This window comes from Zetaproteobacteria bacterium (assembly GCA_003696765.1).
In the GTDB taxonomy this organism is placed as follows: domain Bacteria; phylum Pseudomonadota; class Zetaproteobacteria; order Mariprofundales; family J009; genus RFFX01.
The window spans coordinates 13,134-28,966 of the sequence record RFFX01000022.1; the positions used below are offsets into that span (position 1 = coordinate 13,134).

Annotated in this window: 15 protein-coding genes; 7 read left to right on the forward strand and 8 right to left on the reverse strand. The window is 67.8% G+C overall.

The features are described 5' to 3' along the window. Positions 1–17 precede the first annotated feature (17 nt). The 8 genes from D6682_02190 to dksA all read right to left on the reverse strand — a co-directional run bounded on the left by D6682_02190 (position 18) and on the right by dksA (position 8,656). A complete protein-coding gene (locus D6682_02190) occupies positions 18–1,562 on the reverse strand; it encodes a hypothetical protein (protein RMH52288.1) in 1,545 nt (514 codons plus the stop codon). After that, positions 1,559–2,299, reverse strand: coding sequence for a hypothetical protein (locus tag D6682_02195; protein ID RMH52289.1), 741 nt, complete (start codon positions 2,297–2,299; stop codon positions 1,559–1,561). The genes D6682_02190 and D6682_02195 overlap by 4 nt, the downstream gene beginning before the upstream one ends. Before the next feature lie 9 nt (positions 2,300–2,308). Continuing rightward, entirely contained in the window at positions 2,309–2,944 is a 636-nt protein-coding gene (locus D6682_02200; protein RMH52290.1) for a hypothetical protein, read from the reverse strand. Beyond that, positions 2,941–4,332 (reverse strand): hypothetical protein, encoded by a 1,392-nt coding sequence (locus tag D6682_02205; GenBank protein RMH52291.1) that lies wholly within the window; start codon positions 4,330–4,332, stop codon positions 2,941–2,943. The genes D6682_02200 and D6682_02205 overlap by 4 nt, the downstream gene beginning before the upstream one ends. 58 nt (positions 4,333–4,390) lie before the next feature. After that, positions 4,391–5,605, reverse strand: coding sequence for a type II secretion system F family protein (locus D6682_02210; GenBank protein RMH52292.1), 1,215 nt, complete (start codon positions 5,603–5,605; stop codon positions 4,391–4,393). 89 nt (positions 5,606–5,694) lie between these two features. Beyond that, positions 5,695–7,431 carry a type II secretion system protein GspE gene (locus D6682_02215; GenBank protein ID RMH52293.1) on the reverse strand — a complete coding sequence of 579 codons (1,737 nt, stop codon included), beginning with the start codon at positions 7,429–7,431 and terminating at the stop codon, positions 5,695–5,697. Positions 7,432–7,508: 77 nt separating this feature from the next. Continuing rightward, positions 7,509–8,096 (reverse strand): prepilin-type N-terminal cleavage/methylation domain-containing protein, encoded by a 588-nt coding sequence (locus D6682_02220; GenBank protein RMH52294.1) that lies wholly within the window; start codon positions 8,094–8,096, stop codon positions 7,509–7,511. Positions 8,097–8,287: 191 nt separating this feature from the next. Then, a complete protein-coding gene (dksA, locus tag D6682_02225; GenBank protein ID RMH52295.1) occupies positions 8,288–8,656 on the reverse strand; it encodes an RNA polymerase-binding protein DksA in 369 nt (122 codons plus the stop codon). Between the two features lie 135 nt (positions 8,657–8,791). Between dksA and D6682_02230 the strand changes: the two genes are divergently transcribed. From D6682_02230 to D6682_02260, 7 genes are all read left to right on the forward strand, one after another. Further along, complete coding sequence (locus D6682_02230; protein ID RMH52296.1) at positions 8,792–10,000, forward strand: type II secretion system protein; 1,209 nt, start codon at positions 8,792–8,794, stop codon at positions 9,998–10,000. Between the two features lie 180 nt (positions 10,001–10,180). After that, positions 10,181–10,987 (forward strand): transposase, encoded by an 807-nt coding sequence (locus D6682_02235; GenBank protein RMH52297.1) that lies wholly within the window; start codon positions 10,181–10,183, stop codon positions 10,985–10,987. Positions 10,988–11,021: 34 nt separating this feature from the next. Further along, entirely contained in the window at positions 11,022–11,684 is a 663-nt protein-coding gene (gene lipB / locus D6682_02240) for a lipoyl(octanoyl) transferase (GenBank protein ID RMH52316.1), read from the forward strand. Between the two features lie 11 nt (positions 11,685–11,695). Then, positions 11,696–12,982 carry a phosphoribosylamine--glycine ligase gene (gene purD, locus D6682_02245; GenBank protein ID RMH52317.1) on the forward strand — a complete coding sequence of 429 codons (1,287 nt, stop codon included), beginning with the start codon at positions 11,696–11,698 and terminating at the stop codon, positions 12,980–12,982. A gap of 163 nt (positions 12,983–13,145) precedes the next feature. Beyond that, positions 13,146–13,622: a 5-(carboxyamino)imidazole ribonucleotide mutase gene (gene purE, locus D6682_02250; protein ID RMH52318.1), complete on the forward strand. Its 477-nt coding sequence runs from the start codon at positions 13,146–13,148 to the stop codon at positions 13,620–13,622. Positions 13,623–13,662: 40 nt separating this feature from the next. Next, positions 13,663–14,208 carry a translation factor gene (locus D6682_02255; protein RMH52298.1) on the forward strand — a complete coding sequence of 182 codons (546 nt, stop codon included), beginning with the start codon at positions 13,663–13,665 and terminating at the stop codon, positions 14,206–14,208. A 220-nt stretch (positions 14,209–14,428) separates the two neighbouring features. Next, entirely contained in the window at positions 14,429–15,829 is a 1,401-nt protein-coding gene (locus D6682_02260; protein ID RMH52299.1) for a nitronate monooxygenase, read from the forward strand. Positions 15,830–15,833: the final 4 nt, after the last annotated feature.

The following is a 15,833-nucleotide window of genomic DNA, read 5'->3' on the forward strand; positions in this document are numbered from 1 at the left end:
CCCCCGCCGATGCGGCACTAGCGGCGCGCCTCCGCCGCCGACGGCGCGGTGTCGATCAGATGCGGGGTGAGGAAGATGACCAGCTCGGAGCGGCGGCTCCCCTTGCTGCTCCCGCGGAAGAGGTGGCCGAGCAACGGCAGGTCACCGAGCAGCGGTATCCTGCGGTCGTTGTCGCTCCTGGTGGTCTGGATCAACCCGCCGATCACCGCCGTCTGGCCGTCGCGCAGCCGAACCACGGAGTGGATGGTCCGCTCGTCGGTGTTGGGGGCGGTGGTCTGCCCGTCGGGTGAGGTCGCCACCGTCACGCGCGACACGCTGGGGGCCACATCCATCACGATCCAGCCCGTCGCGGAGATCTGGGGTGTGATCTGCAGCTCCAGGCCGTCGTGCGCCGTGGAAACCTCGTAGCTCACCTCCTGGGTACTGGTCCCGGTGGTGGTGCCGGGGATCGTCGTCACCTTGCGGGTGAAGAAGGACTGATCGGTCCCCACCTTCACCATCGCCGGCTGGTTGTTGAGGGTACGGATCCGAGGCTGGGAGACGATGCGCACGTTGCCCTGTTCGGCCAGGGCGGCGATCACCGCCTGTACATCCCCCTTGTTCTGCCGCGTGTTGTAGGTCACCGAGCCCTGGAACGAGGGAGTGGGGATCAACTTCTTGCTCGTGTCGCTGTTGAACTGGAACTGCACCGCGAGGTTGCCCATGTTGATCCGGTTCCAGTCGATCCCCAGCGCATGCTGATCGTTGAGCGTCACCTCGACGATCTTCATCTCGATCTCCACCTGGCGGCCGACCGTCTGGCGCAACCGCTGGATGAAGCGGGCCACCTCCGCGACGTTGGGATGGCGGTCGGTAACCTGGATGGTGCCGGTCAGCTTGCTCACCACCAGCGTCCCCTCATCGGTGAGCAACGGCTTGATCTTCTCCTCCAACCCCGCCCAGATGCGGTTCTCCCCCTTGGTGCCGGGGAAGTCGAGCGTGAACTGCCGGGTCTCGGTCGGCTCGACAAAAATCAGCGCCCCGTCGCGATACCAGTGGTAGCCGGTGGTATGCAGGATCGCCTCCATCGCCTGGTCGAAGGGGACGTCGTGGAACTCCACCGTCACCGTGCCGGTGATGGCTTGGGGATCGGCGATGATGTTGAGATGGTAGCTGCGGGCGAACATGGTCAGCGCCTGCATCACCGGCAGGCTGTTGGCCTTGAACGAATAGAGCCGCGCATCGGCCGCCGCCGCCACACCTCCCGGCGCCGGCGTCTCAGGGAGGAAGAGCCGCTCCTTCAAATCGAGCGCCATCGGTGGCACCGGCGCCGCCTGCTCCCGCTTCCGGGGGGCGGCCCGCCTGCGCTTCTCCGCACCGGCGGCAGCCTGCTTCCGCCCGGCCGGCTTCCGCCCGGCCTGTCGATCCCCCTGCGCTCGATGCCCCTGCGCGGCCGGATGATGCGCAGCTGCTCCCGTTGAAGAGGGGGGCGCAAGGTGCGCACAGCCGACCAGCAGCAGTGCCCAGGCGGCCAACGCGACCAGCGACCAGCCCCGCATGGCGCCCGTGCCCACGCTGCTCATTCCCCAACCCCCTGCGCCGCCGCCGGGATCACACCCTGACGCACCGGACGCCGCAACAGATCTTGATCCATATGCAACTCCCCCACATCCTGCGGAATCCGCTGGTGCGCCGCCACCGCACCCTTTTTCGCCAGCCCGGCCGGGGCTGCCGCAGCCGCCGCCACATGCCGGATCGGCCGACCGCCCAGCCGGGCACCGCCATCGATATCCAGCGTCAGCAGCCCGCCCGGGCCGCGCATCTGCACCCGATGCTCCCCGACCGCGACCAGCTTCCACCCTTGCATTCGCTCACCGACGGTCAACACCCGCCCGTTGATCGAAGCGTAATAGCGACCTTGTGTAGAAACAATGGCCTGCAGCCGCAGATCGGGAATCGCCATCTCCGCCGCATCATCCGTTGCCGCCGACCGCGGCACCGGCCGCATGCCGTGCGGCGCCGGCGCAAAGGGGTCGCGCCCGGTCAGCGGCGCCGCCGCCACCCGGGCCCAGTCGGTATGCTCCAGGCGGGGGTGCGCCCGGTTGCCCGCTGCAGGCTTCCCCTTCGACGGTGCAGCAGCGCGGGCCGGTGCCGCGGCGGACTTAGGCGGCGTCAACACCAGCGGCGGCGCCTGTCGCCTCGCCGGCCGGCTCCCGCCGAACAGCGACGAGAAATGGAGCGCGTCGCGCAGCACGAAGGCGAGCGCCAGCAGCACCAGCACGCCGACCACCAGCGGGTTGTTGAGCGCCTTCTTGACCACCGCGCGCCCCTACCGCATCCAGACCCGCGCCGACAGCTCGAGCGCCTCCATGCCGTGGCCCGAGCCTGTCGCCTGCAGCTTGTCGATGTGCAGCGCCACCCCGTGGTGACGCATGCGGGAAACAAAACCGATCAACCGGGAGAAACCGTGCGCTCCCCGCCGGTCGCGCAACTGGAGGTGGAGATCCATCGACCGGTGGGTACCGAGCGCCGGTCGCACCGCCCCGAGCCGATAGCGCAGAGCAATCCCTTGATGCCCGGCGGTGGCGATCTCGGCGTGCAGCCAGTCCACCACCTCCCGCTGGTCGGCGAAGAGCTCCCGTTCGTGCCGGCGCATGCTCTGCGCCACCCCCCGGTCCAGCAGCCGGTTCTGCGCCAGCTTGAGCTGCTCCAGCCGACTGTAGGCCTGGCCGAGCTGACGCAAGGCGGCCGTCGAACGATGGAGCTGCGGCAGCCGCACCGAGAGCGACCACCAGATCGCGGCGATGCAGAGCAGGGTGAAGCCGACCACCACCCCATGGGCGATCAGGTTCCACCTCCGCCGCTTGGCCAGCATCTCCATCACCGCATCCATGCGCGCGGTCAACCCCGGCAGCGGCGCTGGCGGACGGAAGTGCCTGCGCTGTTCGACGAAGTCGCCGCTCACCGTACCTCCCCCCGCAGGGTGAAGGAGAGCGGCCGCGCAAGCGAGCGGGCATCCCCCTGCTGGACCGCCCGCTGCCAGCTCTGCGCGCCGTGCAGGGTGATCGTCGCGGCCATCGGCGGCGCGGTCAGCCCCTGCTCCAACCGCTCGACCAACTCCAGCCCGTGGTCGGGATCCTTCCCGGCCGCCCCCTGGAGCGAGAAGGGCCACCGCTCCCCCCGGCCGGAGACCTCCACCCGGCGCAGCACCAGATCGTCGGGGACAACCGTGGCGAGATGGCGCAGAAAGAGGAGCGGCGCTTGCGGCAGCTCGAGCTGGGCGAAGAGGCGCAGTCGCCGCTCCTCCTCCTCCACCGCTTTCGCCTTCCGCTCCAGCGCGGCCAGCTGTCGCTGCACCACCTCCATGCGCGCGGCGATCTCACGGCCGTCCTCCCGATGGTCGCGCAGCAGCAGCTCCACCGACACCACCGTCCCGACCGTCAACAGCAGCAGCACTCCGAGCACCAGCAGCGTGCCGCGCATGATCATCCGCCGCCGGGGCCGCTGTTGCACATACCACGGCACCAGGTTGCTGGTCAACCGCGAAGGCAGGCGGGTCACCTCCTGTGCCCACGGCGCGGCGGCGTTGCCGATCGGATCGACGCGCACCTCGTCGGCGCTGACCCGATCGCCTATCTGCTCCGCCACCTGCTCCGCCCCCGAGCCGGCCAGCCAGAGGACGGCGATGGTCACGCCGAACTGCTGCTTGGCGTAGAGCGCGGTGCGCTCGGCCTCCTGCTGCACCCGCCCCGCATCGCCCCCCCAGCGGGTGCTGATGTCGCGCAGGAAGAGCAGCGTACCGTCGCCGCGCGCCACCATGATCTCCATCTGGTTGGCGAAGAGCGCCACCAGCATGTGAAAGCGGTCGTCGCCTCCGGTCAACCCGACCAGATGGCGCCCCATCACCTCACTCAGCGGCACCATCCGCACCGGGGTGAGGTAGAACTCCTCGCAGATGCGGATGATGGCGTTGCGCGCCGAACGGGGCATCAGATGGAGCAGGACGCCATCCCCCTCCTTGGAGGGGAGCGTGCGCGTCCACGACCAGCTCGCCTGCCCCTCGAACACCTTCTCCTGATCGGCGCGACGAAACAGCACCTTCTCCAGATCCTCCCGCTTCATCACCGGAACGTGGACGAAGGGATGGGAGATGAGCCGCGATTCGTAACTCATCGCCATCAGCGATCCCTGCCGCACCTTGAGCGCCGAGCAGACGTCGCGGATGGCCAGGTTGAACTCGTGCAGCTCGTGCACCGGGGCGGGCGCATCCCAGGCGCCGAGCAGCTTGTTGCCGTCCATGTAGGCGCAGTGCATCTCGCCTTCGACCCAGTTGATCCCGAGAATCCTGGCCATCAGCGATCCCTACAAATCCGTCGGTTGCAAAGGGAGCAGCGTTCTTGCGAAGGCGTCATCAGTGCTTGATCGCTCCGCTCATCATGCCGACCATCGGCAGGAACATGGCCAGCGCGACGAAACCGACGATCCCCACCAACGTGACGATGATCATCGGCTCGACGACGGAGAAGACCCGCTTGATCCGCACCGGAATCTCCTCGTCGTAGTAGCGGGCCACGTAATCGAGCGCATCATCCAGCGTGCCGCTGGCCTCGCCGACCGAGATCATGCGCAGCAGCAGGTGGGGAAAGATCCGGTGGCGCTCCAGCGACTCGCTCAGGTTGCCACCGCTGGCGATCTCCGCCTCGGCGGCGGCGATCCCACGCTCGATCAACGGGCTGCCGGTCAGGCTGCGGCAGAGCTCCAGCGCCTCGAGCAGCGGCACGCCGGCGCGGAGCAGCACGGCGAGGTTGTGCGACAACCGAGAGAGGGCGATCATGCGGTTGAGCTCACCGAAGACCGGCATGGTCATCTTGACGTGGTCCACCTTCATGGCGAAGGCCGCGCTGCGCCGGCGCGCCTGGCGGAAGCCTGCCACCGCCGCCACCACCACCAGCAACACCGCCCACCACCACCGGCTCATGAACGCACCGGTGGCGATCACCGCTCGGGTGGGCAGCGGCAGTGGAATGCCCAGGCCGAGGAGCAGCGCCGCGAACTTGGGCACGACGAAGGTGAAGAGCAGCGCGACGAAGCCGCACACCGCCAGCAGCACCATGATCGGATAGATGCTGGCCTGCTTGATCTGGGCCATGAGCTGCTCGACCCACTCCATGTAGCGTCTGAGCTCCTCGAAGGTGTCGATCAGGTTGCCGCTGAACTCACCCGCGCGCACCAGATCGACCACCTGCCGCTCGAACACCTCCGGGTGGAGCGCCATCGCCTCATGGACCGACACGCCGGCGTGGATGTTGCGCGCCATGTCGTTGATCACCCAGCTGAAACCCTCGTTCCCTCCTTCGCGCCCCATCTCCTCCAGCGCATCGATCACCGTCACCCCGGCCTTCATCAGCTGCGCCATGCCGGCGAAGAACTGGATCAGATCGCGCCGCCGGACCTTCCGTTTGCGCCGCTGCTCCTGCTGCTCCTCCCGCGCCTTCGGTTTCGCATCGATCAGCCAGTAGCCGGTCTGCTGCAGCTTGGCGTCGAGCGCCGCCTCATCCGGTGCGGTCATGTTGCCGCTCACCTCGACCCCGGCACGGTCCACCGCCCGGTAGCTGTATTCCGGCACGGCTCGATGCCTCCGTTCGGCTTACGAAGAGCAACGCAACGCCATCAACGGCAGGCGGCCGTCGACGGCGGGGTCGCAAGAAAGCGGCGTCAATGGCCGCGCGCCACGCGCAGCACCTCGGTCACCGTGGTCACCCCCTGCAGCGCCTTGCCGATCCCGTCCATGAACATGGTGCGCATGCCGTTCTCCAGCGCCAGCCGGGTCAGCTCCGCCTTGGTCGCGCCGTGGACGATGGCGTCGTGGAAGCGGTCGTCGAGCAGCAGCACCTCGTTGATCGTCGCCCGCCCCTTGTAGCCGCTGTTCATGCAGCTCGCACAGCCGACCGCCCGCCACAGCCTCGGCCGGCTCTCCGGCTTGAGCGGCACACCCGCATCTTCCAGCTCCTTCTTCGGATCCTCCACCGGCGCCTTGCACTCCGGGCAGAGCCGCCGCACCAGCCGCTGCCCCATCACCGCCGCCAGACAGGCGGGCAGGAGATAGGGCTCCACCCCCATGTCGATCAGGCGGGGGATGGCGCCGACGGCGTCGTTGGTGTGCAGGGTGGAGAAGACCAGATGGCCGGTGAGCGAGGCGCGCACGGCCAGCTCCGCCGTTTCGCCGTCGCGGATCTCGCCGATCAGGATGACGTCGGGATCCTGCCGCAGCAGCGCCCGCAGTCCGGAGGCGAAGGTCAGCCCCACCTCGGGGTTGACCTGCGTCTGCCGCACCAGCGGGAGGCGATACTCGATCGGGTCCTCGAGCGTGAAGATCGAGCGGTCCTCGGAGTTGATCTCCCCCAACGCGGCGTAGAGGGTGGTCGTCTTGCCCGACCCGGTGGGACCGGTGACCAGGATGACACCGTGCGGCCGGTCGATCGCGGTGCGGAACCGCTGCAGATTGACCTTGGAGAGGCCGACGGAATCGAGCCGGAGATCCATCTTGCCCTGATCGAGCAGCCGCATCACCACATTCTCGCCGTGGGCCGTCGGCAAGGTGGAGACACGCAGATCGACCACCCGCTTGCCGAAGGGGAAGTGGATGCGGCCGTCCTGCGGGATGCGTTTCTCGGTGATGTTCATCCCGGCCATGATCTTGAGCCGGGCGAGGATGGCCAGCTGCAGCTGCTTGGGGATCAGCACCGAGCGCTGCAGCAGGCCGTCCACCCGCATGCGCACGCGGACGATCTTCTCGTCCGGCTCGATGTGGATGTCGGTGGCGCCGTTCTTGATCCCCTCGGCGATCAGCTGGTCGACCAGCCGCACCATCGGCGCGCTGTCCGAATCCTCCTCCTGCGCGGAGACCCCCTCGCGCAGGATCTTGTCCATCGTCTCCTCGATGCTGACGCCCTGCATGTAGTTGCGGGCGATGGCATCCATCACGTCGCCCTCGGGGGCGCTGGCCACCTCCACCCGCAGCTGACACTGCTTTTCCAGCGTGTCGATGGCCACCACGTCGTAGGGATCGGCCATCACCACCGTGATGGCGTCGCCGTCGACCTCGTAGGGAATCAGCTTGAAACGGCGGGCCATCTCGTGCGGCACCAGCTTGAGCACGTCGGGATCGATCACCGCCGAGGAGATGTCGATCACCTGCGTGTTGGTCTCGCTGGCCAGGGCGTCGGCCAGGGCATCGGCGGTGATGAAACCGAGCCCGATCAGCGCCTCGCCGAGGTAGCCGCCGAGCCGCTTCTGCTCGCGCAGGGCCAGATCGAGCTGACTGCGGGTGATCAGCCCCTGATCGATCAACCGCTCCCCGAGCGGCTTGCGCTGTTGCTGTCTCTGCTGCTCCGCCAATCCCCCCTCCGGCCGTGCCGCTTCCGTCGCCGGATGTTCAACCAAAAACGGCAAGGGAGGTCATCCCTTGCCGTTTCCATCGATCCAAAGTCAAAGGCAGAGGAAGGCTGCCTTACGCCCGGCTACAGCGATCAGAACGCCGCGATAAATGCGTAGAGATCCGTCGCCACAGTTGGAGCGGCGGTCGCCGTATAGGTATCCTGTACGATCCTTCCGTCTGCATACCAGTTGCCGCTCGCATCACCATCAACCACATCGCTGATCGCCTTGCCGTCCGCCGGATCGACACTCGGGATCCCGACCGAGATGATCCAGGTCTTGTTGGCGTAGCTGTTGGTGCCACTGGTCCCCAAGGCATAGCCGTGCGCGGATGTCGGCGCCTCCTTGACCAGCACCGCCGTACCCGAGCTCACCGCGCTGAAGAGCTTGTCCAACCCTTTGTCGAGATACGGGCCCTTCCAGTTCGACACTCCACTCGGAGCGGAAACCAGATCGCTGGCGGAAGAGGGAAGTTGCCCTGTATCCTTGTAGTAGTTCGCCACCGCGGTCTGCACCGCCTGGATGTTGCTGGCGACCGCATTGATCTTCGAATCACGGATGGCATCGAAGATCTTCGGGGCGATGATCGACGCCAGGATGGCGATCACGGCGAGCACGCCGATCATCTCGATCATGGTGAAACCGCCCTGACGGCGATAGATGGGGATGGACGATGTCATGGTATTCAAGGCTCCCTCCGGAAAGGTGTCGTTGGTCTGATTGACGGTTTACGGCGCCGCTCCGCCGCGACGACAGCAGACGCCCCCGTACGGGCGAAGGCTAGCCGCGCGCCCTAACTGTTGCAAACCCCGATACAATATGGCGGCCGTGCGCGCCACCGATTCATCCAACCCGCACCCGCATGCCTTTGTCAGACGTGGGTGCGCTCCCCCTGCTCCTGGGCGCTCTTGCACTCGATGCACAAGGTGGTCACCGGCCGTGCCCGAAGCCTCTGGGGCCGGATGTCGCCTCCACACGCCTCGCAGATGCCGTACTCGCCGTTCCTGATCCGCTCCAACGCCTGGTCGATCTTCCGGATCAACTTGCGCTCCCGATCCTTGATACGCAGCTCGAAACTGCGGTCGGTCTCCATCGTCGCCTGATCGGTCGGATCGGGGAAGGCGGACAACTCCTGCTCGTGCAGCTGATGCATGTTCTCGTACTGGCCGGCGACCAGCTCCTCGCGCCATGCGCGCAGCTGCGCTTCGAACTGGGCCAGCTCCTCTGCCGTCAATGCCATGTTCCTGATCTCCTCTCTTGCGGGGGCCCCTCTTGCGAGGGGCGGCGCATTGTGGAAATCGCGGCCGTTTTTGCAAGCGCCGCAACCGTCCGTCAGCATTGACGCCGACTCCTACCACATGAGGTGCCTATCGCCATGTCTGCCAGCCTCGACCGTCCGCGCGGCTTCAGCATGATCGAGATGGTCGGCGTGCTCGCCGTCATCTCCATCCTCGCGGCCGTGATCGCCCCCAGCGCCATCCAGATGATCTCCTCCAGCAAGCAGACCGCCGAGGATCAGGCGCTGAGCGCGATCGCCGACGCCTTCCGGCTCTATGTGCAGAACAACAAGAAGATCCCCAACGAGGCCACCTGGGCCGGCGATCTGGCCACGCTGATGAACAGCGCCCCCTCCAAGGTGACCACCAACGGCAACAACGGCAGCCGCATCTACCTCTACCCGCAGGACTTCTTCACCCAGGGCAACACCACCGCGCCACTGCCCTACGACCAGTACGCCGCCGCCGTCTCGGATGCCAACGCCGGCGCGATCAGCGCCCTGCCCACCTCCTCGCCCTACAACGCCCGCGTGATGGTGGTCTCCAACCTCAACCCGGCCACCCCGCTCACCCAGACCTCGGGGGCGCTGGCCGCCTCCACCTTCGACAACATCTGGAACCAGAGCGGCGCCTTCCCCGCCGAGCTGACCGAGGGCGACATGCTCAAGATCGCCCGCATCAACCTGGCGGACCTGTTCGACAGCCTGGTGCTCAACAACAACGATCCGGCCGCCAGCGCCAGCTACCGCATCGACGGTGTTGCCATGCCGGCCATCGCCCCCGGCAGCCAGGTGACACTGGCCCTGATCAAGACCACCCAGCTCGACCTGCTCGACTCCTACGGCACCGTCTACAACCGCCATGTTCTCAACGCCGCCACCTCCTTCTCCTACCTGACCACCTGGGGCGGCACGCTGGGCGCCACCGGCGGCAGTGGCAGCGGGGGAAGTAGCGGCAGCAGCGGCTCCACCACCGGCCCCAACGGCGGCTCCACCACCATCACCACCCTCTCAAGCAGCAACGTCACCAACCCGACACCAATGGCCACCCAGCAGCCGAACTGCACCTCACAGGGATCGTTCACCCTGACCCTGACCAACAACTCGAATCAGGACTACCTGATCTTCGAGGGGCAGACCTCCGGCAGCAACTTCGTCCCCTCCACCCCGGACAAGGTGAAAAAAGGCAATACCGCAGCCCCGACCATCGCCGGCTGCTCGGTGGTGCTGCTCTCCACCGGCAAGAAGACCGCGCCGCTCTACCTCTTCTACATGCCCAACAACAACACCAGCTACACCTTCCCGTAAGCACCTGAGAGCGGGCCATGGGCGGCCAGCTCATAGGGCGTAAGAGGGCGGGGTCGGACCAAGCCAACATATTGAAATGATGCGCATATCATTCGATTTCACCCCTGTTTTTCCGCTTAGAACCCACTTTTTGCCGTCAAAAAGAGCACTCTAAGCAATCGCGGCGAGGAGGCGACGCCCGTGGCCAGAGCAAACCGCCACCACATCCCCGGGCAGGTGTGGCACATCACCCACCGCTGCCACAAACAGGAGTTCCTGCTCCGGTTCGCCAAGGACCGGGCGCAGTGGATCCGCTGGCTGTTCGAGGCCAAAAAGCGCTACCATCTCACCATCCTCAACTACATAGCCACCAGCAACCACATCCATCTGCTGGCCGTCGACGATGACTCCAACCCGATTCCCCGCAGCATCCAGTTGGCCGCCGGCCGGACCGCGCAGGCGTTCAATCGCAGGAAGAAGCGCCGCGGCGCCTTCTGGGAGGATCGCTACCACGCCACGGCCATCGAGAGTGGCGCGCACCTGATCCGCTGTTTGACCTACATCGACCTGAACATGGTCCGGGCGGGCGTGGTTTCCCATCCGTCGGAGTGGCCGCACAGCGGATTCCACGAGATCCAGTCGCCCCCCAGCCGCTACCGCCTGATCGACCAGGAGCGGCTGATCGCACTGACCGGAGCGGCGGACGACGCCGATCTGCGGCGGGCGCACCGCGAATGGATCGCGCAGGCGATCGAACGCGGAGCGATGGCGCGGCGGCCGGAGTTCACCTCCGCGCTGGCCGTCGGCAGCGCTCGGTTCGTGGCGCAAATCCAGAAGCAACTGGGCGTGCGGGCGCACGGCCGCAACATCACCCGAACCGACGACGACGCATACACCCTGCGCGAGCCGGAGGGCACTTACAGCGTCGATTTCGACCCCAAAAACGGCCTTCTAAGCGCTGAAAACAGCGTTTTTCTCGACATAAACGGCGAAGATTCAGTAGGTTAGCTTGGTCCGACCCCGATTTCAACGATTTCAATTTCTGCAGGTCATCCGCCACCGGCGGCAGAGCTACCCGCAATCGCTGGCCGAGCAGGAGGCGCGGGTGGAGGCGTTGCTGCGCGACCAGGCGCCGCCAGCGCTGATCCTCACCGAGCACCCCCCGATCTACACCATCGGCACCTCGGGCCGGGAGGAGGACATCCTCGCCCGCGAGATCGACGGCTGCCGCATCGCCGTCTACCACACCGGCCGCGGCGGCGAGGTGACCTACCACGGCCCCGGCCAGCTGCTCTGCTACCTCATCGCCGACCTGCGCGCCGAGCGCGACCTGCACCGCCACATCCACCGGCTGGAGGAGATGATCATCCGCGCCCTGGCCGACTTCGGCCTCTCCGCCGGCCGCAATCCGCGTGGCATCGGCGTCTGGATCGGCGGGCGCAAGATCGCCGCCGTCGGCGTGCGCTGCCGCAGGTGGGTGACCTGGCACGGCATCGCGCTCAACATCGCACCCGAGTTGCGCCACTTCCGCGGCATCGTCCCCTGCGGCATGCGCGATGCGCCGGTCACCTCGATGGCCGAGCTGGGCCGCACCCCCGACCGCCCGGCGGTGGAGGCGTGTCTCATCCACCACGCGCGGCTACTCTTCGCCCCGTCGGGCGATCCCATCCATCAGCCGAGATCCACGCGGGGTGCGCATTCATGAATCCTTCCACAATCAAAGTATTGGTCATCGGCGGCGGCGGCCGCGAACATGCACTCTGCTGGCGCCTTGCCCGCTGTCCCTCGGTCTCCGAGGTGCTCTGCGCGCCGGGCAACGCCGGCATCGCCTCCATCGCCCGCTGCCTGCCGATCGAGGCCGGCGCCATCGACACGCTGGTCGAGGCCGCCCGCGCGGAACAGGTCGACCTGGTGGTGGTCGGCCCCGAGGCGCCGCTGGTCGCCGGCATCGCCGACCGGCTGCGTGAGGCCGGCATCCCGGTCTTCGGGCCAGACGCCGCCGCCGCGCAACTGGAGGGCAGCAAGGCCTTCGCCAAGGCGTTGATGACCGAGGCGGGCGTGCCGACGGCGCGTTTCGTCACCACCACCTCGATGGCCCAGGCCGAGCAGACCATCCGCGAATGGGGCGCGCCGATCGTGGTCAAGGCCTCAGGCCTGGCCGCCGGCAAGGGTGTGGTGGTCGCCGAGAATGAGGCCACCGCGCTGGAGGCGGCGCGCGCCATGCTGACCGAGGCGCGCTTCGGCGACGCCGGCCGGGAGGTGGTGATCGAGGAGTGTCTGCAGGGTGAGGAGGCGTCGCTCTTCTTCATCATCAGCGGCGAAACAGTCATCCCGCTCGCCTCCAGCCAGGACCACAAACGGCTGGGCGATGGCGACACCGGGCCGAACACCGGCGGCATGGGCGCCTATTCACCCGCCCCCTGCATCCCCGACGCACTGCTGGCCGAGGCGGAAGTGACCATCGTCACCCCACTGCTGGCCGCGCTCGCCCGACGCGGCATCGACTTCATCGGCGTGCTCTTCGTCGGCGTCATGGTCACCGATGACGGGCTCAAGGTGCTGGAGTTCAACGTCCGCTTCGGCGATCCGGAGTGCCAGGCGTTGATGTGCCGCATGGAGGGGGATCTGGCCAGGCTGCTGCTCGCCGCGGCCGAAGGGCGGTTGGCCGAGGCCGAACCGCCGCGGTGGCGTGCGGATGCCGCCCTCTGCGTCGTCGTCGCCTCCGACGGCTATCCGGGCAGCTACCGCAAAGGCGAAGAGATCGCCGGGCTCGACGCGGTGGAGCGCACAGGCGCGGTGGTCTTCCACGCCGGCACCGCGCGTGACGCCCAGGGGCGGTTGGTCAATAGCGGCGGCCGGGTGCTGGGGGTCACCACCACCGCCCCGACCATCGCCGCGGCGCAACAGAAGGCCTACGCGGCGCTCAAGGAGCTGCGCTGGCCCGGCGGCATCTACCGGCGCGACATCGGCTGGCGCGCCGTCGCCCGGGAACAGCAGGCATGACGGCTTCTTGCGAAGCCGTCATCCGCGGCCAGGGGGGCCGCGCAAACCCGGAGGTTGCGCATGCAACCGACGGATTTGTAAGGGAATCGAAGACCGCGCCCTTCGATCCCCGTCAAGCAAAAAATCCACGGACGGACTTTTTGCGATGGAATCAGGCATCAACATGAGCAACGCCGCCATCAAGGTATTGATCCTGACCGGCAGCAAAAGCGACCTGCCGGTGGTCGAGCAGGCCCAAGCGGTGTTGCGCGACTTCGGCGTCCCCTGCCGCCTGCTGGTCCGCTCCGCCCACCGCACCCCGGAGGAGACGGTCGCCGCCGTGCGCGCGGCCGAAGAGGAGGGGTGTCAGCTGTTCATCTGCGCCGCCGGCATGGCCGCCCATCTGGCCGGCGTGGTCGCCGCCCACACCATCAAGCCGGTGATCGGCCTGCCGATCGCCTCCGGCAGCCTGCGCGGCGAGGATGCGCTGCTCTCCACGGTGATGATGCCGCCGGGGATGCCGGTGGCCACCGTGGCCATCAACGGCGCGCGCAACGCCGCCCTGCTGGCGCTGCAGATCCTGGCGCTGCACGACGACGAGCTGGCCGAGCGCTATCGGCGGATGCGGCGAAAGGCGGCGGAGGCGATCCTCGCCGACTGACGCCCGAGGCCGGGCCGGCAGCGCCGGCCCCACGCCCCGAATGCGCCTTCTCGCCGCCGCGAACTGGCTGCGCCGGGGCGGCCTGCTCGCCCACCAGACCGCCACCCTGCCGGGGATCGCCGCCCTGCCCGGCCACCCGCGCGCCCTGGCCCGCCTGCGCCGCTTCAAGCAACGCCCGGGGCCGTTCCTGCTGCTCCACGACGGCAGCCTGCGCGCCCGCATCCGCCTGCGCCGATGGATCGCCTGGCGCCGCCGCACGGCCCGCCGCTGGCTCCACCATCCACCGGCCGACGCCACGCTGCTGCTGCCTGCCGGCGGCCGCACCCCGGTCGGCGCGGCATGGCGCGGCGCCATCGCTCTGCGCCGGGCCGACGATCCGCCCACCCTCGCCCTGCTCGGCCGCGCCGGCGGCCTGCTCTTCTCCTCCAGCCTCAACCGCAGAGGGCGCCCTCCCGCCATGATCGACCGGCACCAGGCCCGGCGGCTGCACCGGGCGGCCATCCGCCTCCTGCCCGGCCCCACCGGCAGTGGCCGTCCCTCCCGCATCATCGACCTGCGCGGTCGCCGTCCCAGGCGGCTGCGTTAGTTGCCGCCCGCGTGGACCATTTCTAGCATCGACGCCCGGTTTGCGGCGGGTTCGCGGCCGGTTCGCACCCGCGCCGTATGGCGGATCGCATCGCAGGGTGCCGTTCCATCGCCTGTCACCGCCGCGATGACGGACTCCACAGAGACCGTCATCACCATTACCCCAGTGCATCGGGAGGAGATGTGTATCCGGTCGAGGGTGCCGCCCCGGGAGCGGGCTCATGAGTTTCCACCTGCCGACGATGGAGATCTCCGGCAAGGAGGTACTGCCGCTGATCGAGGGCGGCAAGGGGGTTGGCGCCTCCAGCGGCCGTTCCTCCGGGGCCTGGGCGCGTGCCGGCGGGGTGGGGACCTTCTCCGCGGTCAATGCCGACCGCTACGACGACAACGGCGAGTACATCCCGCTGGTCTACCGCGGTAAGAGCCGTATGGCCCGCCATGAGGAGCTGATCGAATACTCCATCGCCGGCGGCATCAGCCAGGCGAAGATCGCCCACGACATCGCCGGCGGCAACGGCCGCATCCATATGAACGTCCTATGGGAGATGGCCGCATCCGAACGGGTGTTGCGCGGCGTGCTGGAAGGGGCGCGCGGTCTGGTCCATGGCGTCACCTGCGGCGCCGGCATGCCGTTCAAGCTGGCCCCGCTGGCCGCGGAGTACCGCGTCTGGTATTACCCGATCGTCTCCTCGGCACGCGCTTTCCGCGCCCTCTGGCTGCGCTCCTACCGCAAGGTGCCGGAGTGGCTCGGCGGCGTGGTCTATGAGGATCCATGGCTGGCCGGCGGCCACAACGGCCTGTCCAACTCGGAGGATCCCCAGCAGCCGGAGCCGCCCTACGACCGCGTGGCGCTGCTGCGCCGGACGATGAACGAGTTCGGCCTGCAGCGCACCCCGATCATCATGGCCGGCGGCGTCTGGTGCCTGCGCGAATGGGTCGACTGGATCGACAACCCCGAGCTGGGGCCGATCGCCTTCCAGTTCGGCACCCGGCCGCTGCTCACCAAGGAGAGCCCGATCCCCGATCGCTGGAAGGAGAAGCTGCGTACACTCAAGAAGGGCGACATCGTGCTCAACCGCTTCTCACCCACCGGCTTCTACTCCTCGGCGGTGCGCAACAGCTTCCTGCGCGAGCTGGAGGAGCGGCTGGAACATGAGGTCTCCTACGTCGACCACCCCGCGGGCGATCTGCGGACCCCGTTCGTCTTCGGCGTGCGCCATCGCACCGTCTACGTCACCGAACACGATGCGCAGCGCATCGCCATCTGGCAGAAGGAGGGGTTCAGCAAGGCGCTGACCACCCCCGACTCCACGCTGATCTTCGTCACCCCGCAACAGGCGCAGGCCATCCGCAAGGATCAGCTCGACTGCATGGGCTGCCTGTCGCAGTGCAAGTTCAGCAACTGGGCCTGCAACGAACGCGGCACCACCGGTCACAAGGCCGACCCGCGCAGCTTCTGCATCCAACTCACCCTGCAGAACATCATCCACGGCGGGGATCCCGACCGCAACCTGATGTTCTGCGGCCACTCCGGCTATCGCTTCGCGGAAGACCCCCTCTACGCCGACGGCCACATCCCCACCGTGGCCGAGCTGATCGAGGTGATCCGCCGCGGCGACTGACCCC